This window comes from Amycolatopsis sp. NPDC051903, assembly GCF_044452505.1.
Lineage (GTDB): Bacteria > Actinomycetota > Actinomycetes > Mycobacteriales > Pseudonocardiaceae > Amycolatopsis.
The window spans coordinates 16030-42063 of sequence record NZ_JBITBT010000031.1; the positions used below are offsets into that span (position 1 = coordinate 16030).

The 26034-nt window shown below is 72.7% G+C and carries 22 protein-coding genes; 14 read left to right on the top strand and 8 right to left on the bottom strand.

What is annotated here, in order from left to right; genetic code table 11:
• Positions 1–46 precede the first annotated feature (46 nt).
• The 7 genes from ACIA77_RS39425 (at position 47) to ACIA77_RS39455 (ending at position 11794) form a co-directional block, all read left to right on the top strand.
• A complete protein-coding gene (locus ACIA77_RS39425) occupies positions 47–892 on the top strand; it encodes an SAM-dependent methyltransferase (RefSeq protein WP_395891239.1) in 846 nt (281 codons plus the stop codon).
• Positions 893–1083: 191 nt separating this feature from the next.
• Positions 1084–2487 carry an FAD-binding oxidoreductase gene (locus ACIA77_RS39430; protein WP_395891240.1) on the top strand — a complete coding sequence of 468 codons (1404 nt, stop codon included), beginning with the start codon at positions 1084–1086 and terminating at the stop codon, positions 2485–2487.
• Positions 2488–2855: 368 nt separating this feature from the next.
• Entirely contained in the window at positions 2856–4469 is a 1614-nt protein-coding gene (locus tag ACIA77_RS39435; RefSeq protein WP_395891241.1) for an acyl-CoA synthetase, read from the top strand.
• A 125-nt stretch (positions 4470–4594) separates the two neighbouring features.
• A complete protein-coding gene (locus ACIA77_RS39440) occupies positions 4595–4834 on the top strand; it encodes a hypothetical protein (RefSeq protein ID WP_395891242.1) in 240 nt (79 codons plus the stop codon).
• 132 nt (positions 4835–4966) lie between these two features.
• Complete coding sequence (locus ACIA77_RS39445) at positions 4967–5716, top strand: enoyl-CoA hydratase-related protein (RefSeq protein WP_395891243.1); 750 nt, start codon at positions 4967–4969, stop codon at positions 5714–5716.
• Between the two features lie 355 nt (positions 5717–6071).
• Entirely contained in the window at positions 6072–8858 is a 2787-nt protein-coding gene (locus ACIA77_RS39450) for an AAA family ATPase (RefSeq protein WP_395891244.1), read from the top strand.
• Between the two features lie 188 nt (positions 8859–9046).
• A complete protein-coding gene (locus ACIA77_RS39455) occupies positions 9047–11794 on the top strand; it encodes an AAA family ATPase (RefSeq protein WP_395891245.1) in 2748 nt (915 codons plus the stop codon).
• A gap of 360 nt (positions 11795–12154) precedes the next feature.
• On the opposite strand, the gene ACIA77_RS39460 is transcribed toward ACIA77_RS39455, so the two are convergent.
• Both ACIA77_RS39460 and ACIA77_RS39465 read right to left on the bottom strand, forming a co-directional pair.
• Positions 12155–12415, bottom strand: a complete 261-nt coding sequence (locus tag ACIA77_RS39460) for a hypothetical protein (protein WP_395891246.1) — start codon at positions 12413–12415, stop codon at positions 12155–12157.
• A complete protein-coding gene (locus ACIA77_RS39465) occupies positions 12412–13089 on the bottom strand; it encodes a hypothetical protein (RefSeq protein WP_395891247.1) in 678 nt (225 codons plus the stop codon). Before ACIA77_RS39465 ends, ACIA77_RS39460 begins: the two co-directional genes overlap by 4 nt.
• 247 nt (positions 13090–13336) lie before the next feature.
• On the opposite strand from ACIA77_RS39465, the gene ACIA77_RS39470 reads away from it, so the two are divergent.
• Positions 13337–14374, top strand: a complete 1038-nt coding sequence (locus ACIA77_RS39470) for an alpha/beta hydrolase fold domain-containing protein (protein WP_395891248.1) — start codon at positions 13337–13339, stop codon at positions 14372–14374.
• On the top strand, positions 14374–14643 hold the full coding sequence (locus tag ACIA77_RS39475) for a DUF6510 family protein (RefSeq protein WP_395891249.1): 270 nt from the start codon (positions 14374–14376) through the stop codon (positions 14641–14643). The genes ACIA77_RS39470 and ACIA77_RS39475 overlap by 1 nt, the downstream gene beginning before the upstream one ends.
• Before the next feature lie 21 nt (positions 14644–14664).
• On the opposite strand, the gene ACIA77_RS39480 is transcribed toward ACIA77_RS39475, so the two are convergent.
• The 3 genes from ACIA77_RS39480 to ACIA77_RS39490 all read right to left on the bottom strand — a co-directional run bounded on the left by ACIA77_RS39480 (position 14665) and on the right by ACIA77_RS39490 (position 17745).
• Positions 14665–15156, bottom strand: coding sequence for a MarR family winged helix-turn-helix transcriptional regulator (locus tag ACIA77_RS39480; RefSeq protein WP_395891250.1), 492 nt, complete (start codon positions 15154–15156; stop codon positions 14665–14667).
• A 68-nt stretch (positions 15157–15224) separates the two neighbouring features.
• A complete protein-coding gene (locus ACIA77_RS39485; protein ID WP_395891251.1) occupies positions 15225–16940 on the bottom strand; it encodes an APC family permease in 1716 nt (571 codons plus the stop codon).
• Positions 16941–17064: 124 nt separating this feature from the next.
• Positions 17065–17745 (bottom strand): haloacid dehalogenase type II, encoded by a 681-nt coding sequence (locus ACIA77_RS39490; RefSeq protein WP_395891252.1) that lies wholly within the window; start codon positions 17743–17745, stop codon positions 17065–17067.
• A gap of 156 nt (positions 17746–17901) precedes the next feature.
• On the opposite strand from ACIA77_RS39490, the gene ACIA77_RS39495 reads away from it, so the two are divergent.
• Complete coding sequence (locus tag ACIA77_RS39495; RefSeq protein ID WP_395891253.1) at positions 17902–19008, top strand: lactonase family protein; 1107 nt, start codon at positions 17902–17904, stop codon at positions 19006–19008.
• A gap of 15 nt (positions 19009–19023) precedes the next feature.
• On the opposite strand, the gene ACIA77_RS39500 is transcribed toward ACIA77_RS39495, so the two are convergent.
• Positions 19024–20244 (bottom strand): cytochrome P450, encoded by a 1221-nt coding sequence (locus tag ACIA77_RS39500; RefSeq protein WP_395891254.1) that lies wholly within the window; start codon positions 20242–20244, stop codon positions 19024–19026.
• Positions 20245–20444: 200 nt separating this feature from the next.
• Between ACIA77_RS39500 and ACIA77_RS39505 the strand changes: the two genes are divergently transcribed.
• Genes ACIA77_RS39505 through ACIA77_RS39515 form a run of 3 tightly spaced genes read left to right on the top strand, consistent with a single transcriptional unit; the run spans position 20445 to position 22659 of the window.
• Positions 20445–21089, top strand: a complete 645-nt coding sequence (locus ACIA77_RS39505) for a response regulator transcription factor (RefSeq protein WP_395891255.1) — start codon at positions 20445–20447, stop codon at positions 21087–21089.
• A gap of 46 nt (positions 21090–21135) precedes the next feature.
• Entirely contained in the window at positions 21136–21939 is an 804-nt protein-coding gene (locus tag ACIA77_RS39510) for an MOSC domain-containing protein (RefSeq protein WP_395891256.1), read from the top strand.
• Positions 21940–21948: 9 nt separating this feature from the next.
• Positions 21949–22659, top strand: a complete 711-nt coding sequence (locus tag ACIA77_RS39515; RefSeq protein ID WP_395891257.1) for an SDR family oxidoreductase — start codon at positions 21949–21951, stop codon at positions 22657–22659.
• Here the strand turns inward: ACIA77_RS39515 and ACIA77_RS39520 are convergent.
• Positions 22652–23533 (bottom strand): LysR family transcriptional regulator, encoded by an 882-nt coding sequence (locus ACIA77_RS39520; protein ID WP_395891258.1) that lies wholly within the window; start codon positions 23531–23533, stop codon positions 22652–22654. The two genes, ACIA77_RS39515 and ACIA77_RS39520, sit on opposite strands and share 8 nt — an antisense overlap.
• Positions 23534–23551: 18 nt before the next feature.
• A complete protein-coding gene (locus ACIA77_RS39525; protein ID WP_395891259.1) occupies positions 23552–24937 on the bottom strand; it encodes an MFS transporter in 1386 nt (461 codons plus the stop codon).
• Positions 24938–25108: 171 nt separating this feature from the next.
• On the opposite strand from ACIA77_RS39525, the gene ACIA77_RS39530 reads away from it, so the two are divergent.
• Positions 25109–26029, top strand: coding sequence for an LLM class F420-dependent oxidoreductase (locus tag ACIA77_RS39530; protein ID WP_395891260.1), 921 nt, complete (start codon positions 25109–25111; stop codon positions 26027–26029).
• Positions 26030–26034: the final 5 nt, after the last annotated feature.

The following is a 26034-nucleotide window of genomic DNA, read 5'->3' on the forward strand; positions in this document are numbered from 1 at the left end:
TCGGTACGGCGTCCGTCACAGCGTCGCCGAACTGGAGGCTGATCCCGTGCTCGACCCGGACAACGCACCGGTCGGAGTCGACCCCACCCGCTCGTCCGTGGCCCGGGTTTACGATCATCTGCTCGGCGGGAACCACGCCTACGCGATCGACATCACGGTCGCCGCCCAGATCAGCGCGGCCATGCCGGAAGTGGCGGATGTCGCGCTGGAGAACCGGAGTTTCCTGAGCCGGGCGTGCCGGTTCATCAGCCGGGAAACCGACGTCCGCCAGTTCCTCGACCTCGGGTCCGGGCTGCCGACCGCCGAGAACGTGCACCAGGTCGTCCAGCGCCTCCACCAAGACGCGAAGGTCGCGTACGTCGACTACGACCCGGTGGTTGCCGCGCACGGGAAAGCAATTCTCCAGGAGAACGGCGACACGCGGTTCGTCCTGGCCGACATCTTCGACCCGCAGAGCATCCTCGAGAACCCCGACGTCCGCGACCTGCTCGACTGGGAGCAGCCCATCGCGCTGCTGGCCGTTGCCGCACTGCACCACCACAACGGCGAACGCGGCAAACCCGCCGAGGTGATGGGCCAGTTCATCGACCGCCTCCCGGCCGGCTCCTTCGTGGTGATCAGCCACGTCATCGATCCGAGCGACGGCTCCGAGGACGACGAGATCCTGCAGAAGACCCTCGACGTCATCCACCGCGGGTCCATGCGTGACATCACCGCGCGCACCAAGGAAGAAATCCGGGAGCTGTTCCACGGCCTGGAGCTCGTCCCCGCCAACGGCGAAACCGAAGCCGACATCGTGCCCGTCGCCGACTGGTGGCCGGACGGCCCGCGCTACCGCCCGCCGACCATCGCGCAGCGCATCATCGCGGGCGGCGTGGCGATCAAGCGCTGACCCGGTCGGGCGAGGCCCGGCCTTTTCGTCGCCGGCGGTGAAAACGCGCCGTGAAAAATCCGGGCGGCCGCCCGCGGCTCGGCGCAATGCCTGTGCCACGGCCCGTTCCGGTCGTCACGCCGGCTGCTCGTTGCTTGAAGCCGTGTCCGAGACCGGCTGATACTGGGCGCTTCCGGAGCCGGAGGGGTGCCATGACCACACTCGGGATCGAGGACTACACCGCATTGCGCCGGCAGTCGGCGGGCACCGTGCTGACTCCGGCCGACCACGGCTACGACGCGGCGCGAACGGTGTGGAACGGCGGCGTCGACCGCTACCCGGCGCTGATCGCCCAAGCCGGCGGCCCCGCGGACGTCGCGACGGCGCTGGAGTTCGCGCGGCAGCACGGGCTCGCGGTGAGCGTGAAGGGCGGCGGCCACAACATGCGGGGAGACGCCGTTTGCGACGACGGTCTGGTGATCGACCTGAGCGCTCTGCGCGCGATCACCGTGAACGCGACCGCGCGGACGATCCACTGCGGAGGCGGCTGCACGTGGGCCGAAGTGGATGCCGCGGGCCAGCAGGTGGGGCTCGCCGTGCCGGGTGGCACGGTCAGCGACACCGGGGTCGGCGGGCTCACGCTCGGCGGCGGCGTCGGCTGGCTCACCGCGCGCCACGGCCTGACGGTGGACAACCTGCTCTCGGCCGAGGTCGTCACCGCCGACGGCGTCGCGCGGCACGCTTCGGCCGACGAGCACCCCGATCTGTTCTGGGCCCTGCGCGGCGGTGGCGGCAACTTCGGCGTGGTGACGCGGTTCGAGTTCCGCGCGCATCCCGTCGGCCCGATCGTGCAGCTGGGCCTGTTCTTCTGGCCCATCGAGCAGGGAACCGGGGCGCTGCGGTTCATCCGCGACACGGTCGTGGCGCTGCCGCCGGGCATGGGCGCCATGATCGCCGGCCTCAACGCGCCGCCGGCGCCGTTCGTCCCACCCGAAGTGCAGCAGACGCCGGGGTACGCGCTGGTCGTCGCGGGCTTCGACGGCCCGGAGCAGCACGCGGGCGTCGTCGCGGAAGTCCGAAGTGGACCGCCGGCGGCGTTCGAGCTGGTGTCCCCCATCCCCTACGTCGAGCTGCAGAAGCTGATCGACCCCGGCTCGCCGCGCGGGATGCTGTCGTACGAGAAGGCGCTGTACGTCGACACGTTGAGCGACGAGGTGCTCGACGTGATCGCCGAGTACCAGCCGCAGAAGTCGGCACCGCTGTCCATCACGCCGATATTCCCCTTGCGCGACACGTACACGACCGTCCCCGACGACGCGACCGCCTTCGGCGGCACCCGCGCGCCCAAGTTCGCGGTCAACGTCGCGACGATGGCCCCCGACCCGGAGCTGTACGCCACGGACCGCGCCTGGGTACGCCGCTTCTGGACCGCGCTCGCCCCGCACGCGTCGAGCACCGGCGGCTACGTGAACTTCATGGCGGACTACGACGAAGACCGCGTCCGAGCCGCCTACGGCGCCACCAAGTTCGACCGCCTGTCCCGCATCAAGGCCGGCTACGACCCGGACAACGTCTTCCGGCCGGGTGCCAACATCCGGCCTGCCGTGGACGCCTGAGTCCTTCGCCGGTCCGCGCGAAGGTCTGGACCTGGTGTGCTGAGGACGGTCGGCGACAGCAGGAACGGCGCGTACGGCCAGCCGGCGGGTGCCCCGTTCAGCTCGGGCCAGTGCTGCCGCGCGTCGCAGGAGACCCGGTTGTCGGCGGCCAGCCTTGCCGAACCCGCGCACGGCTGCCCGCTAGCCGGAAGCCGGAAAACTCTCGACAGCAATCCGAGACACCCAAGTCTGGACCGATTGGTACACGCGCCTCAGTCGGACGTCACCCCATTCCAGCAACAATATTAGGCAAGCTCCGGCGATTGACTTGTACCGATCAGTCGGTCTACCGTCAGCCGGGTCGGACTCTCGATGAGGAGGAGGTCCGCGTGGGTGAGCGCGAAAACGCCGCCGCCGAGTGGCGGCGGGTGCTGGGCACGCTGGAGCAGGACCCTGCGGAGGGGTTCAACCTCGCGTACGAGTGCTGCGAACGCTGGGCGAGCGACCCCGGCCGTGTCGCGTTGATCGTGCGCGGGCCCGACGGGAGCTCCCGGCGCTACGCGTACACCGACCTGGCGCGGCACGGCGAACGGGCCGCGAACGCTTTCACCGCAAGGGGTCTGAGCCGCGGCGCACGGGTGGCGGCGCTGCTCGGCCGACAGGTCGAGGCGTGGATCGCGGCGATTGGCACGTGGCGGGCGGGGCTGACGTACGTGCCGCTCTTCTGCGGGTTCGGCCCGGAGGCGGTCGCGCAGCGGCTGAATTCGGCCGGCGCCGAGGCTGTGGTCGTCGACGCGCGGTGGAGGCCCGCGCTGGAGGCTGCTCGCGCGCACCTGAAGCGGGACGTCGTCGTCTTCACCGTCGGCGCGAGCCCGTTGGCCGGCGACCACGACTTCCTCGCGGAGCTGGAAATCGACCACCCGGCGACCCCGATGGCACCGACCGCGGCGCACGATCCGGCGGTCGTCATGTTCACCAGCGGCACCACGAGCGAACCGAAGGGGTGCGTGATCCCCCACTCCGGCGTGCTCGCGCTGCTCCCCTGGTTCGACCACAGCGTCGCGGCGGGACCCGGTGACATCCTGTTCACCACCACGGATCCGGCGTGGTCGTTCGGCCTGATGAGCACCGGCGCGGCGCCGATGGTCCGCGGCCTCACGCGTGTGATGTACACGGGCGACTTCGACGCGAACGCCTGGCTAGACGTCATCGAGCAGGAGCGGGTCACGTGCGTCACCTCGGTGCCGACGGCGTACCGACGGCTCGTCGCGGCGGCGCGCGAGCGCGGGGTGGCGCGATCGATCCGCTCCGCGATCAGCGCCGGCGAGCCCCTGGACGCGGCGACGGCCGACGCGTGGCGGCAGCTCACGGGCGCGCCCATCCGCGACGGTTACGGCCAGACGGATCTCGGCATGATGGTCGCAAACCTCGCGGCCGACGACGCGCACCTCGCGCCGGGCTCGCTGTCCGCCGTCGTCCCCGGGTGGGAAGCACGCCTGCTCACGCAGACCGGCGAGGTGATCAGCGGTCCGGGCCAGGGCGAGATCGTGTTCCGGCGCCCGCCGTTCCAGCTGAGCGCGACCTACGCGAACGCTCCCGATCTGTGGCGCTCCCGCCTCGTCGACGGCGATTGGTTCCGCACCATGGACGTCGTGCGCCGCGACGACGCCGGCCGCTGGCACTTCGTCGGCCGCGACGACGACGTCATCGTCACCGCCGGCTACAACGTCGGCCCCGGCGAGGTCGAGGCCGTGCTGACGGCGCACCCGTCCGTGCTCGAAGCCGCCGCCGTCGCGGCCACCGACCCGAACCGCGGCTCGGTGGTGCGCGCCGTCGTCGTCCCCGCCCCCGGCGTGGTGCCCACCGCCGGCCTCACCGCCGCGCTGCAGGACCTCGTCCGCCGCGAAGTCGGGCGCCACGCGTATCCCCGCATCGTCGAATACGCCGAAGAACTCCCCAAAACGGTCACCGGCAAGATTCGCCGGTCGGCTTTGCGTGAATAGCTCCTCGCCAGGAAAGGCACTTTTGTTTCCCGCTCTTCACGCCGCTTCGCGGAAGCCGGCCGAATACCGGCGATTCCGTGTGATGATCACCAGGACCGAAGGCAATCTTCGACACTGGAGATCCCGTGCACCTCACGAGCAAGGTCAGGAAGGCCGCGACCAGCGGCCTCATCGCGGGCGCGCTGCTGCTCGCCGGCACCGCCACCGCCTCGGCTTCGACGCCGATCGCGTCGTACGCGAACGAGCCGGCGTGCCAGGCCGCCCGCGCGATCCACCTGGTCGAGCACCCGAACGAAACCACGCACTGCGAACCCGTCACGATCGACGACAAGGGCACCGTGCACTACTGGCTCATGCGGGACTGATTTCCCCGGGACCACCTCCAGTCCACCGTGAATTGTCCCGGAAAGTGCGCCACACCGATTCTGTGGCGCACTTTCCGCCGGACCGGGAAGATGTCGGCAACGCGGTGCGATGACTGAGTGGGAGGCGCGGACATGACGGTGGACACCCGGCGGCACGGACGGATCCTCGTCGTGCGGCTGAACCGGCCCGAGAAGCGCAACGCCGTCGACGCGGCGACGACCGCCGGGCTCGACGCGGCGCTCAACGAACTCGAGGACGACCCGGACCTGTGGGCGGGCGTGCTGTGCGACACCCCGCAGGCGTTCAGCGCCGGCACCGACCTCAACGACGGGCGCGGCGAACCGACCCCGCGCGGCGGCAGCTACGGCGTGGTCAGGCGCGAGCGCCGGACGCCGCTGATCGCCGCCGTCGAAGGCTTCGCGTACGGCGGCGGGTTCGAGATCGTGCTGTCCTGCGACCTCGTGGTCGCCGCGCGCACGGCGAAGTTCGCGCTGCCGGAGGTGTCGCTGGGTGTCGTCGCCGACTGCGGGGCGCTGTTCCGCACCCAGCGCGCGCTGCCGGTGAACATCGCGAAGCAGCTGCTGCTCACCGGACAGCCGCTGACGGCCGAGCGCGCGTACACCCTGGGCTTGGTCAACGAGCTGACCGAACCCGGCGAGACCGAGCCCGCGGCACTGCGGCTGGCCGAGCAGATCGTCGCCAACGCACCGGTCTCGGTCGCGGAGTCCCTGCACGCCGTGGCCGCCCTGGTCGACGGTGAAGAGCAGCGCGGCTGGGACCTCACCGCGGAAGCCGCGCGGCGCGTCGACGAGACGGCCGACCGCGCCGAGGGAGTCGCGGCGTTCCTCGGGAAGCGCCCGCCCACCTGGTCGGGCCGGTGACCGCCGAGCCGATTTCCGTGACCGCAACGGGCTCCCGGGAATGAGCCCCGACTATTCCCCGGCCGATTTCACAACCCGTGGACGCAGATCCGCCGCTCCGGTTGAGCGGACCCCGCTCAATTTGCCTGACAGACGGTTTCCAGCTAGCTGCAAGGCCTGCTACCTGGTAGCACTACACCGTGTCCGGATCTGAGGACCCGGTGTCTCGTGATCACCTGACGGCGGCCCACCGTGGTGTATTAGGCTCGCCTCACTCAGGTGAAAAGGCGGCGGATCGCCGAGGACCCGCCATTTCCGGTCGAGTGGGGGAAATGCTGTTCGAAACGCAGGAAATCAGCGGCGAGGAGAGCCGGAGGTGAGCGACGACCCCGGCCCGGTCCTCCTCGGGCGCGCCCGCGAGCTCGGGCTGCTCGACGGGTTGCTCGCCGAAGTGCGTCAAGGCCACAGCTCGGTGCTCGTCGTGCGCGGCGAGGCGGGCGTCGGCAAGACGGCGCTGCTGAACCACGTCGTCACGCAGGCCGCGGATCTGCAGGTGTCGCACCTCGCGGGTGCGGAGTCCGAGGCGGAGCTGGCGTTCGCCGGCCTGCACCAGGTGTGCGCGCCGCACCTCGGCGGGCTCGACCGGCTGCCGGCGCCGCAACGCGCCGCGCTGACCACCGCGTTCGGGCTGGAGCCGGGCAGCCCGCCGGACCGGTTCCTCGTCGGGCTCGCCGCGCTGACGCTGCTGGCCGACGCCGCCGCGAAGAACCCGCTCGTCTGCGTGGTCGACGACGTGCAGTGGCTCGACAGCGCGTCGGTGCAGACGCTGTCGATCGTGGCGCGGCGGCTGCGGGCCGACCCCATCGCGATGGTCTTCGCGGTGCGCGAGGGTGAGGAGACTTCGGCGCTCACGGTGCTGGGCCGGCTGCCGGAGCTCGTGCTGACCGGGCTCGACGACCGCGATTCGCGCACCCTGCTCGCGTCCGCGATGCCCGGCCCCATGGACGAACGGGTGCGCGAGCGCATCCTCGCCGAAGCCCGCGGCAACCCGCTGGCGCTGCTGGAGCTGCCCCACGCGGCGAGCCCGGCCGAGCTGGGCGGCGGCTACGGGCTCGTCGGCGACGCGCGGGCGCTGTCGGGCCGCATCGAACGCAGCTTCGCGGACCAGCTCGCCGCACTGCCCGCGGCCACCCGGCTCCTGCTGCTCATCGCGGCCGCCGACCCGGTGGGCGAGGCGACGCTCTTGTGGCGGGCCGCCGAAACCCTCGGCGTGGGGGTGGACGCCGCGTCGCCGGCGGAGAACGCGGAGCTGGTGACGATCGGCCGCCGCGTGCGCTTCCGCCACCCGCTGGTGCGCTCGGCCGTCTACGGCTCGGCGAGCGTGGCCGACCGACGGCGCGTGCACGCGGCGCTCGCCGGCGCCATGGACCCCCGCATCGACGGCGAGCACCGCGCCTGGCACCGCGGCCAGGCCGCCGCCGGACCCGACGAGACCATCGCCGCCGAACTCGAGGCGACGGCCGAGCGGGCCCGCGCCCGCGGTGGGGTCGCCGCGGCGTCGGCCTTCCTCGCCGACGCGACCGAGCTCACGCCGGACCCGGCCGTGCGCGCCCGCCGCGCGCTGGCCGCGGCGCAGGCCAAGCTCGCCGCCGGCGCGCCGGACGCGGCGCTGGCCCTGGTCGCGGTGGCGCAGTCCGCGCCGCCGGAACCGGTGCGGCAGGCACGGATCGACCTCGTGCGCTCGCAGATCGCGTTCGCGATGCACCGCGGCCGCGACGCCCCCGCGCTGCTGCTCGCGGCCGCCGAGCACCTGCGTGACCTCGACCCGCCGCTCGCCCGCGAGACCTACCTCGAAGCGCTGATGGCGGCGGTGTTCGCCGGGCGCCTCGTGTGGGCCGAGGACAGCGGACCGGCCGGGATGGCGCGCGCCGCGCGGTCGGCCCCACCCGCGCCCCGGCGGCCCCGCGCCGTCGACCTGCTGCTCGACGGGCTCGTGCTCCGGTTCACCGAGGGCTACGCGGCCGCGGCGCCCGCGCTCATGGAAGCCGTGCGGCAGTTCCTGCGCGACTCCGACGCCGGAGTCGCGGGGCTGCGCTGGTACGGGCTCGTCGGCCGCATCGCGCTGGACCTGTGGGACCAGCAGTCGTGGGACGATCTCGCCGCCCGGCAGGTGCAGATCCTGCGCGAGCAGGGCGTGCTGACGCTGCTGCCGGTCGCACTCGCCTACCGCGCCGGCGTGTGCGTGCACGCGGGCCGGTTCGACGAAGCGGCCGCGCTGCTCGAGGAGTCCGACGCGATCAGCCAGGCCACCGGAGCCCCGCCGCCGCTGTACATCGAGCCGGTGCTCGCGGCCTACCGCGGCGAGGAGGAGCGCACGCTCCAACTGGTCCGGACCAGTTTGCACAGCGCGACCGTGCGCGGCGAGGGCCGCGTGATCCCGATCGTGCAGTACGCCGCAGCCGTGCTGCACAACAGCCTCGGGCAGTACCGCGAGGCGTTGGCCGCCACCGACTGGGCCGTGGAGCACGACGACATCGGCATGTACGGCTACGGGTTGCTCGAACGCGTCGAAGCCGCCGCCCGCTGCGGCGAGACCGGCATCGCCACCGAGGCCATGGAGGAACTCGTGGCCCGCGCCGACGCCACCGGCACCGAAATGGCGCTCGGTGTGGCGGCGCGCTCGCGGGCCCTGCTGGCCAAGGGCGACGAAGCCGACGGGCTCTACCGCAGCGCCGTCGAACACCTGCGGCGCAGCAAGGTCGGGGTGCTGCAGGCCCGCGCCCAGCTGCTCTACGGCGAGTGGCTGCGCAGCGAACGCCGGCGCGACGACGCCGTGGTCCAGCTGCGTCAAGCGCGTGCGGTTTTCCGGCGCGTGCGGGCCGACGGGTTCGCCGAACGCGCCCGGCGCGAGCTGGTCGCCGCGGGCGAAGCGGTGGGCGTGCCGACGGTGGCGCTCGCCGACCGGCTGACCGGGCAGGAGACCTACATCGCCCAGCTGGCGGCCGAGGGCCAGACCAACCAGGAGATCGCGGCGCAGCTGTTCCTCAGTCCCCGCACGGTGGAATGGCACCTCGGCAAGATCTTCGCGAAGCTCGAGATCACGTCGCGGCGCGGCCTGCGGGCGGCGCTGGCCGGGAGTGGTGATGACCGGGTCCCGGGGTGAGGCCCGGGTGCGGACCGCCCGGCTGGGAGGTGCCGCGACCGGAATCATCGCCGGCGCCGAGGTTCCGGCCCGGGACTTGCTGTTCTCACAAGGGAGTTCCGCCGGCGGAACCGCGCCCTCGGATGATCGACCGACCGGGCACCGTCACGCGGACTTCGTGTCGATCACCCCGAGCGGGTGAGCACCGCATGACCACGTCGTTCAGCAGCTCCCGGCCGGGTGACGGCGGGCCGGCGCCGCGGCTGCGCGGCCGCGAGCGTGAACTCCGCACGCTCGAAGCGCTGCTCGCCGGCGCTCGGGAAGGCCGCGGCGGTGCGCTTCTCGTGCGCGGCGAGCCGGGGATCGGCAAAACGGCGCTGATCTCCGCCGCCCTCGCCGGTGCCACGGACCTGCGCGTGACCCAGGTCCGCGGCGCCGAGTGCGAGTCGGCGTTCCCCTACGCCGGGCTGCACCAGCTGTGCGCCGGGCTGCTGGAACGGCTGCCCCTGCTGCCGGACCCGCAGCACGCGGCGCTGCGGGTCGCGTTCGGACTCGCCGACGGCCCGCCGCCGAACCGGCTTCTCCTGGCGCAGGCGGTGATGACGCTGCTGCGGGAGTCCGCTGTGGACGGTCCGCTGGCGTGCGTCGTCGACCACGCCCAGTGGCTTGACCGGGCGTCGCTGGAGATCCTGGCGTTCGTAGCGCGCCGGTGCCCGGCCGCGCCGGTCGCGCTCGTGGTGGCCGTGCGCGGACGGGCCGCCGCCGACGCGCTCGCCGGGGTCGCGGAGCTACGGCTCGAAGGGCTCGCCGACGAAGCCGCCCGGGCGCTGCTCGCGACGGTGCTGCCGGCCCGGCTCGACGAACGGATCAGGGCCCGGATCGTCGCCGAAGCGCGCGGGAACCCGTTGGCACTGCTGGAGCTCTACCGCGGCGTGTCCCCCGCCGCGGTCGCGGGCGGGTTGGGGCTCGTCGACGCCGGCCCGGAGCTCACCCGCGTCGAACGCCGCCTGCTGGCCCGGTTGCGTGAGCTGCGGGAGCCGGCGCGGTTGCTGCTGCTGATCGCCGCCGCCGAACCCGAGGGCGACCCGGTCCTGCTGCGGCGGGCCGCGGACCACCTCGGGCTCGGACTCGAGCTCGTCGCGGCGACGGGCCTGCTGAGCATCGGCGAACGGGTGCTGTTCCGGCGGCCGCTCGTGCGTTCGGCGCTCTACCGTTCGGCGCCGCTGTGCAAACGCCGGCAGGCGCACCAAGCGCTGGTGGCTGCCATCGGCAGGTGCGGCGACCCGGAACAGCGGTTGTGGCACCGTGCGCACGCGGCCGTCGCGCCGGACGAGGCGCTCGCCGGTGAGCTCGAACGGTCCGCCGCGCGGGCCCGCGCGCGGTGGGGCGTCGCGGCGGCCGCGTCGTTCCTGACGCTCGCGGCGGAGCTGACGCCCGAGCCGGGGCGGCGGATCGACCGCGTCCTCTGCGCAGCGCAAGCCAAACTCGACGCGGGTGCGCCGGGTGCGGCGTCGGACCTGGTGGTCGTCGCCCGCGCCACGCCCCTCGACGAACTGCGGCGGGCGCGGGTGGCGCGAATGTGCGCACGGATCGCTCTGGAGGTACAGGGCACCGAAGCCCTGCCGCAGCTGCTGTCGGCGGCGCAGCACCTCGCGACCCTCGACCCGGCGCTGGCCCGCGAGACGTACGTCGACGCGCTGGGTCGCGCGATCTTCACCAGCCGTCCGTGCCTCGGCGACGACAGCCCCGCCCGGGTGACCGCGCGGGCCGCGAAAGCGGCGCCGCCCGCGCCGGGCGTGCCACGGGCCGTCGACCTGCTGCTCGACGGGCTCGTGCTGCGTTTCACCGAGGGTTACCGCGCGGCCGTACCGACGCTGCGGGAAGCCGTGCGCAGGCTGCTCGACGACACCGGCCGCGCCAACCTGCGCTGGTTGTGGTTCGGGGCGCAGGTCGCCAACGACCTGTTCGACGCCGAGAGCGGCGTGCGCCTGGCCGAGCGGCAAGTGGAGCTGGCGCGCGCGGAGGGCATGCTGACGATGCTGCCGCGGGCGTTGTGCTTCTACGCGCGTCTGGCCGCCGCGGCCGGTTGCCCCGACGCCGCGGCCGCCGCCCTCGACGAGGCCGACTCCATCACGAACGTGACGGGCGCGGTGCCGTGGCGCTACAGCGAGCCGTACCTCGCCGCGTACCGCGGGGACGAGGTGCTGGCGATGGACCTGGTGCGCGAGGGCGCCGCCGAATGCGGCCAGGTGCAGGCCGTGCGCGTGGTCCACTACGCGACGGCGCTGCTGTACAACAGCCTCGGCCGCTACCCGGCCGCGCTGGCCGCCGCCCGTTCGGCCGCGGAGTACGACGACGACCTGGGCATCCTCGGCCTGGCGCTGGCGGAGGTCGTGGAAGCCGCCGCGCGCTGCGGCGAAGAAGCCATCGCCGGCGACGCGCTGGACCGGCTCGTCGAACGCGCCTGCGCGAGCGGCACCGCGCTCGCCCTCGGCCTCGCCGCCCGCTCCCGGGCCCTCCTCAGCACCGGCGCGACGGCCGACGCGCTGTACCGGGAAGCCGTGACGCACCTCGAACGCAGCGGGCAACCCCTGTGGCTCGCCCGCACCCACCTCGTCCACGGCGAGTGGCTCCGCCGCGCCAACCACCGCGTCGACGCCCGCGCCTCGCTGCGGCCCGCGCTCGACGCGTTCACCCACCTGCGCGCCGACGGTTTCGCCACCCGGGCCCACCACGAACTCCTCGCCACCGGCGAACCCGCCGGCGAGGCGCCCGGCGCGCTGACCGCGCAAGAAACCCACATCGCCCGCCTGGCCGCCGACGGCCACACCAACCACGAAATCGCCGCCCGGCTCGTGCTCAGCCCGCGCACGGTGGAATGGCACCTGAGCCGCATCTACGCAAAACTCGGCGTCACCTCGCGGCGGCGCCTGGCCACCGCGTTGCCGGGCGGCTGAGTGGTCCGGTGGGCGAGGCCGGTCGCCACTCCGCACTGCAACCATTTCACCTCTGCGAGGCGATTAGCCGCGGCTCGACCGACTGCGCGGCGTGCGAGCCGCCGGAGCGCTACGCCTCCGCAAGACAACCGATCCGGCGGCTCGATCGGCGCGCTGTGAGTGTCTGCGCAGACTTCAGCGAGGGTCGGTCTCCGGAGCCTCGAGCGGTCAGCGATCGCGCCTCATTCCTGCTTAACCTCGCACCAGGTCAGCCGCTGCCGAGCGCGATTCGGTCCTCGCGGCGCCACCCGGCCGCCGCATTGCCGGGCAGCTGGTCCGTCCGGTCAGGCCCGCATCCCGGGCACGGGGCCGGGCCCGGGATCAGCGCTCCCGCCTCGACGTCGACAGGATCGGGAGCACGTCCTCGCTCGCCCAGGCCCAGGCGGCCGTGACGACGTTCCAGGTGCCGCAGGGCAGGCAGCGGGCGGCGAAGCGCGTGGCGGAGGCGTTGCGGTGCACGAAGGTCTGCTCGGTGGCGTGCCGGCAGACCGCGCAGGGTGCGACCTGCGTCCACGGCGTGTGCAGCGGGATGGCGACCTCCGGAATGCGGCTGACGGCGTCGCTGCCGGGTGGGGCTGTCATCGGGGGCTCCCGTCGGTGAGAGCCGGCTCCCGCGCGAGTGCCTGCAGCAGCGCGGCCGCGTAGGTGCGGTAGGGCGCCCACGCCAGGCCGACCACGTCGAGGGGCCCGGGCCAGAGGCCCGGGACGACCTGGGCGAGCGCGGGGTCGTCGGCGGGCAGCACATCAGGGCGGCCGAGGCGGCGGATCAGGAACAGGTCGGCGACGCGGCGCGAAAACCCGTAGCCGGCGAGGAGTTCGCGGACCTGGCGGTCGTTGCGGCCTGCCACGGTGGCCAGGTCCACCTCACCCGAGAGCTGGGCGAGGGCGAGGCGCACGACGTGGGCGGCGTCGTCGGCGGGCAGGCCGAGGGCCGTCAGCCGCGGGACGCCGAGGGCGACGACTCGCGCCGCCGAGGGGTGGCCGCGCGTGGCGCGGCGGAGGCGGGCGTAGAGGATCGACGTCGAGGGCGCGTGCAACGGGCGGAGCGTGACGTACCGGACCACCGCCGAGAAGTGGTCGCCCGAGCCCGCTTCCTCGCGGCGCCCGAACGGGTCCGGGTGGCCGAAGCGCTCGACGAGCGACCGCAGCACGGGATCGAGCTGAGCCAGGTGCCCGTAGGCGAGGTCCGCCTCCGTGACGGCGCCGCCCAGGACCGGGATGTCCCGGGCGTGCAAAGCCAGTGGAACCAGAGTCATCGGACTCACCTGCTCACGACGTCGTCGGCGCCCGGTCCCGGGTCCGTTCCCCGCGGCCCGGTCCGCGCCGGTTGCCTCAGTCCAGTGGGCACCACACCCGCCTCCGGCCGGACCCGTGACACCCCCGGGTGCCCGAAACCCGGGCCGGCGCCCAACGCCCGGGGCAGGACCCGGGGCTTCGACAGGTGTTCGTCCGCGGTCGCACTGCCATCGTCGAAGACGTTCGCAGCGAGGAAGGAGCACGCGCATGCCCGCGGTCGTCCTGGAGCCGGAGGCCGCGGCGGTGGCCGACGCCGCGTCGGCTCCGCCGTTCCTGTCCGAGCTGGGCCCGGAGGCCGCCCGCAAGGTGCTGGTCGACCTGCAGTCGGGACCGATCGCGAAGCCCGACGTGGCCGAGCAGTGGGTGACCGTGCCCGCCGCGGTCGGCGACGTGCGGGTGCGGCTCGTCCGGCCCGCCGGCGCGACCGGCACCCTGCCCGTCGTCGTGTACCTGCACGACGGCGGCTGGATCCTCGGCGACGCCCGCACCCACGACCGCCTCGTGCGCGAGCTCGCCACCGGCGCCCGCGCGGCCGTCGCGTTCGTGGAATACACGCCCGCACCCGAAGCGCGGTACCCCGTCGCCCTCGAGCAAGGTTACGCGGCAGCGCAGTGGCTCACGGCCCACGGCGCGGAACACGGCCTCGACGCGGCCCGCCTGGCCGTGGCCGGCGACTCCGCGGGCGGCGCGCTGGCCACCGCGCTCACCCTGCTGGCCAAGGACCGCGGCGACGTCCGCTTCGTCCACCAATCGCTGTACTACCCGGTCACCGACGCCGCGATGGACACCGGCTCCTACGCCGAGTTCGCGACCGGCTTCTCCCTCACCCGCACGGCGATGCAGTGGTTCTGGGACGCCTACGCGCCCGACGCCGGCCGGCGCGCCGAGATCACGGCCTCGCCCAACCGGGCGACGCGCGAGCAGCTCGCGGGCCTGCCGCCGGCCTTCGTGCTCGTCGCCGAGGCCGACGTGCTGCGCGACGAAGGCGAGACCTACGCGGCGAAGCTGCGCGCGGCCCGCGTCCGCACCACCACCGTCCGCTACGCGGGCGTCATCCACGACTTCATGGTGCTCAACTCCCTGGCCGGCACCCGCGCCTGCCGGGGCGCGATCGCCCAGGCGACCGCCGTGCTGCGGGACGCGCTGGGTACGGGGCTCCCGCAACCCGGCGACCACCCGGCTTTTCACCCGGCCCCCGAACGCACTCCGCGGGGTGTAGCTTCCGGTCAACCCGAAGGGACGTGATGACCATGCTCGACGGCAACGCGATCGCCGGCACGCTCCGCACCGTCTTCGGCGAGGAGATGACCGCCGCCGACGGCACCTGCGCCCACTGCGGCGCGAGCGGACCGCTGGCCGAAGTCCACGTCTACGTCGACGCACCCGGCATCGTGGCCCGGTGCAGCCACTGCGAAGGCGTGCTGCTGGTCATCGTGGACAAGCGCGGGGTGTCCTGTGTGGACGTTTCGGGGTTCGCCGCGCTGAGCCTGCCCGGCACCGTCACGGTGCGCTGAACCGGCTTCCACAGTAGACGGTCAGCCCCAGATGCTCTCCGGCGTCGTGCCGGCCGGGGGTTCGCCGCCGGCTTCGGTGAAGGCCGTGAGGGCCTCCACGAGGCCGCGGCGGTGCTGTTCGGGCATCTTCGCGACGATCTTCGCGATCTCGCGCCGGCGGCGGGCGGTGACCTGCCGGACGACGCGCGCGCCCTCCTCGGTCACGGCCAGCACGATCTCGCGGCGCGACACCGTGCTGTGCCGGCGGTGCACCAGTTCGGCCGCGACGAGCCGGTCGACCATCCGGCTGGCCGTCGACGGCGTCACACCCAGGTGGTCGGCGAGCACCGCGTGTTTGAGCGGCCCGCGACTGTGCAGCACCACGAGCATCCGGAACTGCGGCAACGTCACCCGGTCACCCACGGCGACGATGGAGCGGACCGAAACGCCCACGAGCAACCGCGACGCGGTCAGGACGGCGTCGGTGAGGGTGTCGACGTCGGCGGAGCCGCTCGCCGGTCTCGGACGGGTCATGGTTGTCCAGTTTGCCGCACAACCGGGGGAACTGGCCCCGCAGGGCGCGGGGCCAGTTCCGGGGAAGATCAGGGCTGCGCTTCCTCGTCGGCGGCGTCGTCGTCCTCGCGGTGCTCCGCCAGGATCTCCTCCACGCGCTCCTGGGGCAGCGCACTGGTGAGCGCCAGCGCCATGACGATCACCGTCAGCACGAGCGACGCGAGCGCACCCAGGTTGAAGTCGAGCACCGAGAGGTTGCCCGCGTGCTCGTCGGCCTCCGGGTAGTTGCCGAGGTAGCTGATCAGGGCCAGGCCGGCGAACCACACCAGCACCCACCAGCCGTGCCGGAAGTCCAAGCGCGGAGTACGCCGCTTGGCCAGCGTCTGGTTCAGCACCAGCAGCACGTAGCCGAACACGATCACCACGAACAGCTTCCAGTTCGTGTCCCAGCCGGTCCAGTAGATGATCAGGTTGGTGGAGAACAGCGCCAGGAACGCGATGACCCCCGCCCAGCCGCGGCCGAGCCGGAACGGCCGGACCTGGTTCGGCAGCTGGCGGCGCATGGCGAGCAGCACCAGCGGGCCCGAGCCGAACGAGAGCACCGTGCTGTTCGTGACGAACGAGACGAGCTGGCTCCAGCCCGGGAACGGCAGGAAGAAGAAGCAGCCGACGATGAACGCGAGGATGAGGCTCACCCACGGCACGCCGGTCTTGTTCACCTTCGCCAGGCCGGACGGCGCGTTGCGGTTGCGGCCCATCGCGTAGGAGATGCGGGCCGTGACACCGGTGTAGATCAGGCCGGTGTCCCCGGGCGAGATGATCGCGTCGGCGTAGAGCAGCGCGGCCAGCCAGCCGATGCCGAGCACACCCGCGATCGCCGCGAGGGGCCCGAACGTGGCGAGCACGTCGCCGCCGGTGCTGAAGTTCGTGCCGACGCTCGCCCAGCCCTGCTTCGCGACCGCGTCCGAGGGGACGGCGCCGATGAACGCGATCTGCAGCAGCACGTACAGGACACCGGTGAGCACGACGGAGCCGATGAGGGTGAGCGGCACGTTGCGCTTCGGGTTCGACGTCTCCCCCGCCAGCTCGACACCTTGCCGGAAGCCGAAGAACGAGAACGCGATGCCGGCACTGGCGACGGCGGAGAAGATGCCGTGCACCCCGTACGGTGCGAAGCCGCCGTACGAGCTGAAGTGGCTGCCGTCGAACGCGGTGAAGAGGAAGACGACGATCACCAGCGCGATGATCGCGAGCTTCCACCACACGAGCACGTTGTTGATCCGCGCGAACCAGCGCACGCCGAAGAAGTTCACCAGCACGAACACGGCGAGCAGCGCGACGCAGATCCCCGTGCCGGCGGGCGTGAGCACGGCGTTCTTGTCCGCGTCGAGCCGTTCGAGCCAGGGCAGGTAGTTCGTGGCGTACTGGACCACCGCGAGCACCTCGATCGGCGACACCGCCGCGGCGGCGATCCAGGTGACCCAGCCCATCGAGAAGCTCGCGAACGATCCGAACGAGTAGTGCGGGAACCTCGCCACCCCACCCGAGTGCGGGAACATCGTGCCCAGCTCGGCGTAGGTCATCCCGATCAGGACGAACATCACCGCGCCGATGCCCCACGAGACGATCGCCGCCGGTCCGGCGAGTTCTGCCGCGTCGAGCGCCCCGAACAGCCACCCCGACCCGATCACCGACCCGACCGCCGTGAACAGCAGCCCGATCGGCCCGAAGTGCTTCTTGAGCCGCTTGTCGTCGCCCGCCGCCCCGGCCCGTGCGGGCGGTGCGGTTCCGGCGTCCACTCCCATGTGTTGCCTCCTGCCGTGCTGGTTCCGACGGGCAGCTACCCCATCAGGTGACAGTGAAACACACGGATGCCGGATTGTTACCGCCTACAACAGTTGTTGGTGAGTCACCACTGGTCGAACGGGGTCAACCGGGCAACGCCGCCGCCAGTCCGGCCAGTGACGCGACCACCACGTCCGGCGGCGCACCGTCCGGTTCGAACGGACGGCCGCCGCGATCGACCCACGCCGCCCGCAGGCCGGCGGCCTCGGCGCCGATGCTGTCGAACGCGTTGCTGGTCACCAGCCGCACCTCCCGCGGCGGACGGCCGAGGCGCCGCGCCGCGTGGTGGTACACCTCGGGCGCGGGCTTGAAGGTATGGACCTCGTGCACGCTGATCACCTCGGTCAGGTATGCGGCCAGCCCCGTCCGGCGCAACACGGCGGCGAGCATGTCCGGCGTGCCGTTGGACAGCACAGCCAGCGCGTGGCCCCGGCTGCGCAGCTCTTCCATCGCCGGCGCCGCGTCGGGGTACGCGGCCAGATGCTCGTACTCGGCGGCGAGCGCGTCCTGGTCGCCGGAGCCGAGCGTCGCCCCCGCCGTCGCGAGCGCGAAGCCGAGCGCGCGGCGCGTGCACCACGCGAAGTCTTCGTACCGGCCCATGGCCGCGAGCCGGAAACTCACCTCGAGTTGCTTGCGCCGCCACACTTCCGCGACCGCGGCGGCGTCGCAATCCGGCACGTACCCGCGAATCCGGTCCGCCATGGCGAGGGGGTCGACGAGCGTGCCGTACACGTCGAAGGCGAGTGCTTCCCTGGTCGTCGTCATGCTCCCCACGATCGCACGAGAACAGTTGAGCCGGGCCCGAAGGTTTCACCCGACCGGGAGTTTCCGCGCGCGCGGTAAGGATTCGGAAACACCCTCGCGGCGCGAATCGTGGTTACGCTTCGGAAATCCCTTCGCCCGTCGCAGAAAGCGCACACCATGCCCTCACGGAAACTCCCGGCGGTCACCGGCGCGCTCGTCCTGGCCGCGGTGTCGTGCTCGGCCCCGAAACCGCCGGACGCGCCCGGACCCCGCGCGGTGTACGTGACGAACTGGGCTTCGGACACCATCTCGTCGTTCGCCACCGAGGCCGACGGAGCCCTGCGTGCCCCGGCGACCTCGCTGTCGGTCGGCACCGGGGCCACGCATCCCCAGGCTTCCGTGCGCTCGCGCGACGGCAAGTGGCTCTACGTCGGTAACTGGGGCACTCGCGACGTCACGCCCATCCGCATCGAGGCGAACGGAGCGCTGACCCCCTTCCCCTCCGCGCCCGGCCCGGCGCCGCAACCCGTCACCCCGTCGGGGATCGCGCTGAGTCCGGCCGGAACCGCCCTCTACACCGCGAACTTCGGCAACGGTGGCGATGGAACCGTTTCGCAGTACCGGGTTTCCCCCGGCGGCCAGCCGCACGGCGTGCGCACGATCCCCGCGCACGGCCGGGCGACCACGGGCCTCGCCGTGGCGCCGGACGGGCGCAGCCTCGTCACCGCCAACAGCGGCTCCGGTGACGTCTCGGCGTTCCGGATCGCGCCGGACGGAAGCCTCACCTGGGTGGCGACCGTCCCCACAGGAGCCGGGGCGTTCTTCGTCGCGATCACGCCGGACAGCGGCCGGGTGCTCGTGACCAACTCGAAGGCGGACAGCCTGAGCGTGCTGCGCTTGTCGGCGGACTCCGGGCTGACTCCCGTGGCGAGCGTGGCCAACGCGGCGAGCGAGCCGCGCGGCATCGTCCTCAACCGGACGGGCGACCGCGCGTACGTCGCGAACTTCGCCGACGGCACCGGGCCCGGGCACATCACCGCGTTCTCGGTCGACGGGAAGACCCTGCGGCCGCTCGGCCCGCCGGTCGCCACCGGGTCCAACGGCGCCGAGGGCATCACGCTGTCGAGCGACGGAAAGACGTTGTACAACGCCAACTTCAACACCAACGGCGCCGGCAGCGTCACGAGCTACCCGATCGCGACCGACGGCGCGGTCGGACCGGCCCGCCCCCCGGTGCTCACCGGCGGGCGGCAGCCGGACCTCACCAGCGTCACCGCGCCGTGACGACGGCGACTGTCCTCATCGGACAGCCGGGCCCAGCCGGACGGGGAGTTCGGCGTGGCCGTTGGACAGGAACGACCGCATCGGTTTCAGCTCGGCCGCCGGCACCGCCAGCTCCAGCGAAGGGAACCGCTCGAACAGCGCGCGCAACGCGATCGTCGCTTCCAGCCGAGCCAGCGGGGCGCCCAGGCAGTAGTGGATGCCGTGGCCGAAGGACAGGTGCGGGGACGACGGGCGGGTGAGGTCGAAGGCGTCGGCGGAATCGCCGTGGACGACCGGATCGCGGCCGGCCGCTGCGTAGGCGGCGAGGATGGCGTCGCCGGCTTCGATCGTGACGTCACCGAGGTCGATGCGGGTCACGGCGTAGCGCAGCGGCAGGTACGCGACCGGCGCCTGCCAGCGCAGCGTCTCCTCCACGACGTCGGCCCAGCCGCGTTCGCCCGAGCGCACCAGCGCGAGCTGCTCCGGGTGCGTCAGCAGGGCCGTGCCGGCCTGGTCCAGGAGGTTGACGGTCGTCTCGTGGCCGGCGGTGAGCATCAGGATGAGGGTGTCGACGACCTCGGCGTCGGTGAGCGAGCCGAAGCGGCCGGATTCCGCGCGGATGATGGCGGTGGTCAGGTCGTCGCCCGGGTTGTCCCGCTTGTCCTGGGCGAGTTCGGTCATGATGCGGTACATGGCCTCGCCGCCCGCCTGCGCCTCTTCCGGCGAACGGGTCGTGTCGAACACCGCGTCGACGACCCGGCGCAGCTCGGCGCGCTGCCCGTCCGCGACGCCGAACAGCCGGCAGATCACCTCCACCGGCAGCGGGTAGGCGAACTCCGCGCGCAGGTCGGTGACGGGGCCGCGCAAGGAGTCCAGCAGCTCCCCCGTGATCGTCTCGATCCACGGCCGGAGCTGCTCGACGCGCCGCGCCGTGAAGCCCGACGCGACGAGCGAGCGCAGCCGCCGGTGGTCGGCACCGTAGGCGGTGAACATGTTCTGCACCGAGACCCAGATCCGCAGCGGCCAGTCCTCGGCGACGCGGCCGTTCTTCCAGTCGCCCCAGTGCTGGCGCGGGTCTTTCGACACGCGCTCGTCGGTCAGCAGCGCCTTCAGCACGTCGGCGTTGCCGACGGCCCAGGCGCGCACCCCGCCCGGCAGTTCGACGAGCGCCGCCGAGCCTGCTGCCCGCAGCAGCGCGCCCTCCGCCTGGAGATCGGTTCCGTCGACGTCGAGGACATACGGACATTCGCGAGACATCGTTCTCCCTTGCCGGACCGGGGCTGCGCTCCCACGCTACGGATCCGCGCGGCGGACCGGGCTGTCCCGCGGGACAAGGAAAATCGGCCGATCGGCCACCACTCATTCGCGTTCTCTTCGCCCGGGCACCGGAATTCGGAGGTTACCGAATCCTTGCGCAGCCGACGAAAACCCGCCGCCCCTCGGTATGTTCGACCCCGATGGACAGCCACGCGAGCGCACCCGCCCGGCCGGTTTTCGAGATGTCACCGGCCGGGCCCGTGGTCGTCGTCGCCGGCCCGGACCCGTTGACGACGGAAGCCTTCGGCAACCTCCTGGGCGCGCCCGCCGCCACCGGCGACCCCGACGTAGTGGTCGTGGTCGACGGCCGCTTCACCACGGCGACCCTCGACCTCGTGCGGGACCACGCGCACTTCGGTGCCCCGATCGTCCTGCTCGCCACGGACGTGCGGGAGCACTCGCTGCTCGCGCTCGTGAACCTCGGGGTCGTCGCCGTGCTCGACCGCGCCACCACCACGGGAGCCGCGCTCGCCGACGCCGTGCGCTCGGCGTCCGAGGGTTCGGCGGTGCTGTCGCCCCAGCTGGCCGGCACCCTCGTCACGCAGGTCCGCCGCCTCCAGCGCACGGTCCTGGCCCCGCTCGGCTACACCGGCACCGGCCTGTCGGCCCGCGAGGTCGAGATCCTCCGCCTGCTCGCCGACGGCGCCGGGACGCGCGACATCGCCAAAGCCCTGGCCTATTCGGAGAGCACGGTCAAGAAGGACCTCTCCTCGATCGTCGGCCGGTTCACCTTGCGCAACCGCACCCAGGCGGTCGCCTTCGCGTTGCGCGCGGGGGCGTTGTGAGTGCACCGTGAGTGCGCCGTGAGTGCGCCGTCAGAAGGAGGAAGACGTGCAGGTGACCACGCTCAGGCGGTACCCGGTGAAGTCGATGCTCGGCGAGGACGTCGCCGAGATCGCGCTCGCGCCCGGCGGCGTCGACGGCGATCGCGCCTTCGCGGTGATCGACGCCGACACGGGACTCGTCGCCACGGCGAAGCACCCGCGGTTGTGGCGCGGGCTGCTCACGTTCGCCGCGGTGACGGAGAACCGCGTGATCGTGCGGTTCCCGGACGGCTCGAAGGTGCCGGCCGGTGCACCGGACCTCGACAGCCGGCTCTCGGCCGCGCTGGGCCGGCCCGTCGCGGTCTCCGGGGTGCGGCCGGAGGGCGCGACGGTGGAACGGCCCGCGCCCGAGGACGTGCTCGACCAGGGCGTGTCCGCCGTGGTCCCGGCGCAGACGCTGGAGATCGGGCAGGGCAGCCCCGGCCGCAGCTTCGTGGACCACTCGCCGGTGCACCTGATCACCACCGCGACGCTGCGCCACCTCGGCACGGAGTTCGTGCGCTACCGGCCGAACCTCGTCATCGACACCCCGGACGGCACCGAAGCGTTCGTCGAGAACCGCTGGCTGGGCAAGGAACTGCGGGTCGGCACGGCACTGCTGCGGATCACGCTGCCGACCCCGCGCTGCGCCGTGCCCTCGCTCGCGCACGGCACGCTGGCGCGCGATCCCGAAGCTGTGCGCGCGGTCATGCGGGACAACCGGATCGACGTGCCCGGGCTCGGCAAGGCGATGCCGTGCGCTGGTGCGTACGCGGAAGTCGTGGAGCCCGGCGAAGTGCGCCTGGCCGATCCCGTCACCCTGCGGAGCTGAGGAGAACCCGTGGAAACCGCGCTCGAGGGCCAGACGGTCGTGGTCATCGGCCGGCCGAGCGGCATCGCCCGCGCGGTGACGCTGGCCGCGCTCGCCGAGGGCGCACACGTCGTGGTCGCGGGCCGCGACCGGGTCAAGCTCGCGGCGGCGTACGAAGACGAAGGGGTGCGCGCCGAAGAAGTGGACGTGACCGTCGACGAGTCCATCGAGGCGCTGGCCGAACGTCTCGGTCCGATCGAGCACCTCGTCACCACCGCGTCGGCCCGGGCGCGCGGCCGGCTGGGGGAACTCGAGCGCGAGGACCTGCGGAAGTCGTTCGACACCAAGGTGATCGGGCCCGTCATGCTGGCGAAGCACTTCGCGCAGCGCCTCACGCGCTCGTTCACGCTGTTCTCCGGCGTGGCCGCGTTCAAGCCCGCGGTCGGGTTCCTCGGCGTCGCCATCACCAACGGCGCGGCGGATTTCCTGACGAGGTCGCTGTCGCTGGAGCTCGCTCCCGTGCGCGTGAACGCGATCTCACCGGGGGTCATCGACACCGGCATCTGGGACTCGATGGGTGAAGAGGGGAAACAGGCCTACTTCGAGCACTTCCGGACGCACAACCCGGCGCGGCGCATCGGCACCCCCGGCGACATCGCGAGCGCCGTGGTGTTCGCGATGACGAACCCGTTCCTCACCGGCGTGACGCTGCGCGTGGACGGCGGCGAACCGCTCACCTGACGCCCGGCAGCCCGCGCCGGTGCAGATCGGCCACGAACCGTGCCACGAGCGCGTCGGCCGGCGCCGCGACGACCACCACGATCTCGCGGTTCACCACGGGCCGCAGCGGGCGCACCACGCCCGGCGGGCGGGCCGCCAGCGCCGAAACCGGCACGATCGTCACACCCATCCCGGCGGCCGCGAGCTGCGCGGCCGTGCGCGGGCTTCGCGTCCGAAGGACGGGGTCGAGCACCACTCCGTGGTCGGCGGCCAGCTGATCGACCCAGACCGACAGCCCGTTGTCGGCGGCGAAGCCGACGAACGGCTCGGCGGCGACGTCGGCGAGCCGCACGGAGTCCCGGTCGCCGAAGGCGTGACCGGCCGGGGCGACCACGACCACCTCCTCTTCACCCAGCACTTCGAGGTGCTCACCGGTGTCCGACGGCCGCGGGCCGACCGCGAGGTCGACCTCACCCGCCACCACGAGCTCGACCATCCGGTCGGCGCTCGTGTGCTCACTGAGCTCGAGGTCCACTTCGCTGCGCCGCGAGCGCCAGTGCCGTAGTACGGGCACCAGCAGCCACGCGGTCATCGTCTCGGCGCACGCGATGCGCACCCGTCCGCCTTCACCGGCCCCGACGCGGCGACCGGCGCGCACCGCCCGGTCCGCGGCGCGCAACGCCACCCGGGCCTCGTCGGCGACGGCCAGCCCCGCCGCCGTGACGCGGACGCCGCGCCCCAGCTTCTGCACCAGCGGCGTGCCGATCTCCCGTTCGATCGCCGCCAGCTGGTGCGACAGCGCCGGCTGGGACAGCTGCAGCGAAGCCGCCGCGCGCGTCACGGACCCCTCCTCGACGAGGGCGACCAGGCACTCCAGGGCTCGCAGCGTTGTCATTCGGGAAATCTAACAAGCTCACGTCGAGCTTTCGCGAGTTCGAGCCGTGAGCGAGGCGGTGCCCAGCGCGAGAACGACCACGGCCGCGAGCACGCTCAGCGCGATCGGCAGCCGCCCGGCGAACGCCGCCGAGTTGAGGATCGCGCCCAGCACCGACACCGACATCAGCGCGCCCGACTGCCGGCTCGTGTTCTGCACCCCCGACGCCATCCCCGACTGGTCGACGGGCACGCTCGGCACGAGCAGCGACGTCAGCGCGGAAAACGCGACGGTGCTGGACAGCCCGACGAGCAGCAGGCCCGCGGCGACCGGCACGTACGGCTCGGCGCGCGTGAAGACGAGCAGCACGGCGATCCCGGCGGCGCAGCAGCCGAACCCGGTCAGGAGCGTCACCGGATTGCCGACTCGGCGCGAGATCGGCCGGTACAGCACCAGCGAGCCGATCATCGACCCGACGGTGAGCGGCAGGAGCGCGATCCCCGCCGCACCGGCCGACCAGCCGCGCAGGTCCTGGAAGTACAGCGACATCACGAACAGCGTGCCGTAGAAGAGAAAACCCATGAACCCGGCGCTCGCCACGGCAACCGAGCGGACGCGGACCGAGAAGAACGACAGCGGGAGCATGGGTTCGCGGACGGTGCGCTCCGCGAACCAGAAGCCGGCGCCGGAGGCGATCCCGGCGGCGAGCAGGCCGAGGCTCAGCGGCGACGTCCAGCCGGCGCTGCCGCTCACGATCACGCCCGCGGTGATGAGCCCGAGCGTCAGCACCGCGGTGAGCTGGCCCGCGTGGTCGATCTTCCGTTCGTGCTTCGGCGCTTCGGTGAGGCCCGCGCGGCCCAGCAGGATCGCGGCGACGCCGATCGGCACGTTGATCAGGAAGATGCTGCGCCAGCCGAACGCGTCGATGAGCAACCCGCCGATCATCGGCCCGACCGCGGTCGAAATGGCGCCGGTGGACACCCAGATCGCCGTGGCGCGGGCACGTTCGCCGGGGTCGGTGAAAAGTGTGCGGATGAGCGCCAGGGTCGCGGGCAGCAGCGCCGCCGCGCCGACGCCCTGGACCACGCGCGCCCCGATGAGCACGTGCACCGTCGGCGCGAGTGAACAGGCCACCGAAGCGGCGGTGAAGAGCGCGGTGCCCCACAGGAAGCACCGGCGCAGGCCCCACCGGTCGCCGAGCGCGCCCGCCGTGAGCAGGAGGGCGGCCAGGCACAGCGTGTAGGCGTTGATGACCCACTGCACCGCGGCCAGTGAGGTTTTCAGGTCGTCGCGCAGCGCCGGGACGGCGATGTTGAGCACGCTGCCGTCGACGATGATGGCGAAGTAGCCGAGGCAGATCGCGGCGAAGCCCACCCTCGCGGCCCGCTTCGGCAGCCGCCGGTGCCGGGGTTCGGTCACCTCCACCAGCCCACCCCCGTCCGACGTGGATCCCTGAGCGTAACCCGGGACAACGCGGTACCAGTCGGACGCGGACCGTAGTGTGCGCGGCTGACGAGCAGGCAGGGTCGCTGCCCCCGCGGGCGGAATCACGAGCTCCCGGTTTCGAAGTGGATCTTGGTGCGCGAAGCTGGGACCGTGGAACTGCACGTGTTCACCAACCCGCAGCAAGGCTCCACCCACGAACAACTGGTCGCCACCGCCCGGGCCGCCGAGCACCTCGGACTCGACGGCTTCTTCCGCGCCGACCACTACCGCGCGCTCGGCGACATCCCCGGCTCGTCCGGCGACGCGTGGATCACCCTCGCGGTGCTGGCCGCGTCGACCGACCGCATCCGGCTCGGCACGCTGGTGACCTCCGCGACGTTCCGGCACCCGGGCCCGCTGGCCATCACCGTCGCCCACGTCGACGAAATCAGCGGGGGCCGCGTCGAGTTCGGGTTCGGCACGGGCTACTTCGAAGAGGAGCACCGCGCCTACGGCATCCCCTACCCCGGTGCGGCCGAACGGTTCGCCCGGTTCGAAGAGCAGCTCGCCGTCGTCACCGGCCTGTGGAGCACACCCGAGGGGCGGACGTTCTCACACCACGGCCCGTTCTACACGCTGACGGACTCGCCGGCGCTGCCGAAACCCGTGCACCGGCCGCCGATCATCATCGGCGGCCGCGGCCCGCGCAAGACCCCGCGCCTGGTGGCGCAGTACGCCGACGAGTTCAACCTCGCGTTTCCCTCGCTGGAGGAGATCCCGGCAGCGCAGGCCCGCGTCGACGCCGCGTGCGAATCCGCCGGCCGCGCGCCCTCGACACTCCGCCGCTCCGCCATCGCCCTCCTCGTCTGCGGCCGCACACCCGGGGAGGTCCTCCTCCGGACCCAGGCGGACACGACCTACGAACCCGAGGCGTTGAAACACGGCCTCGTCGGCTCGGCCGCCCAGGTCGTGGACCGAATCGGCCGGTACGCCGACCTCGGCGTCACGCGGTTGTACCTGCAGACGCCGCAGCAGTTCGACCTGGACCACTGGGAATTCTTCGCGGGTGAGGTCGTGCCGCAGCTCCGGTGACGGCG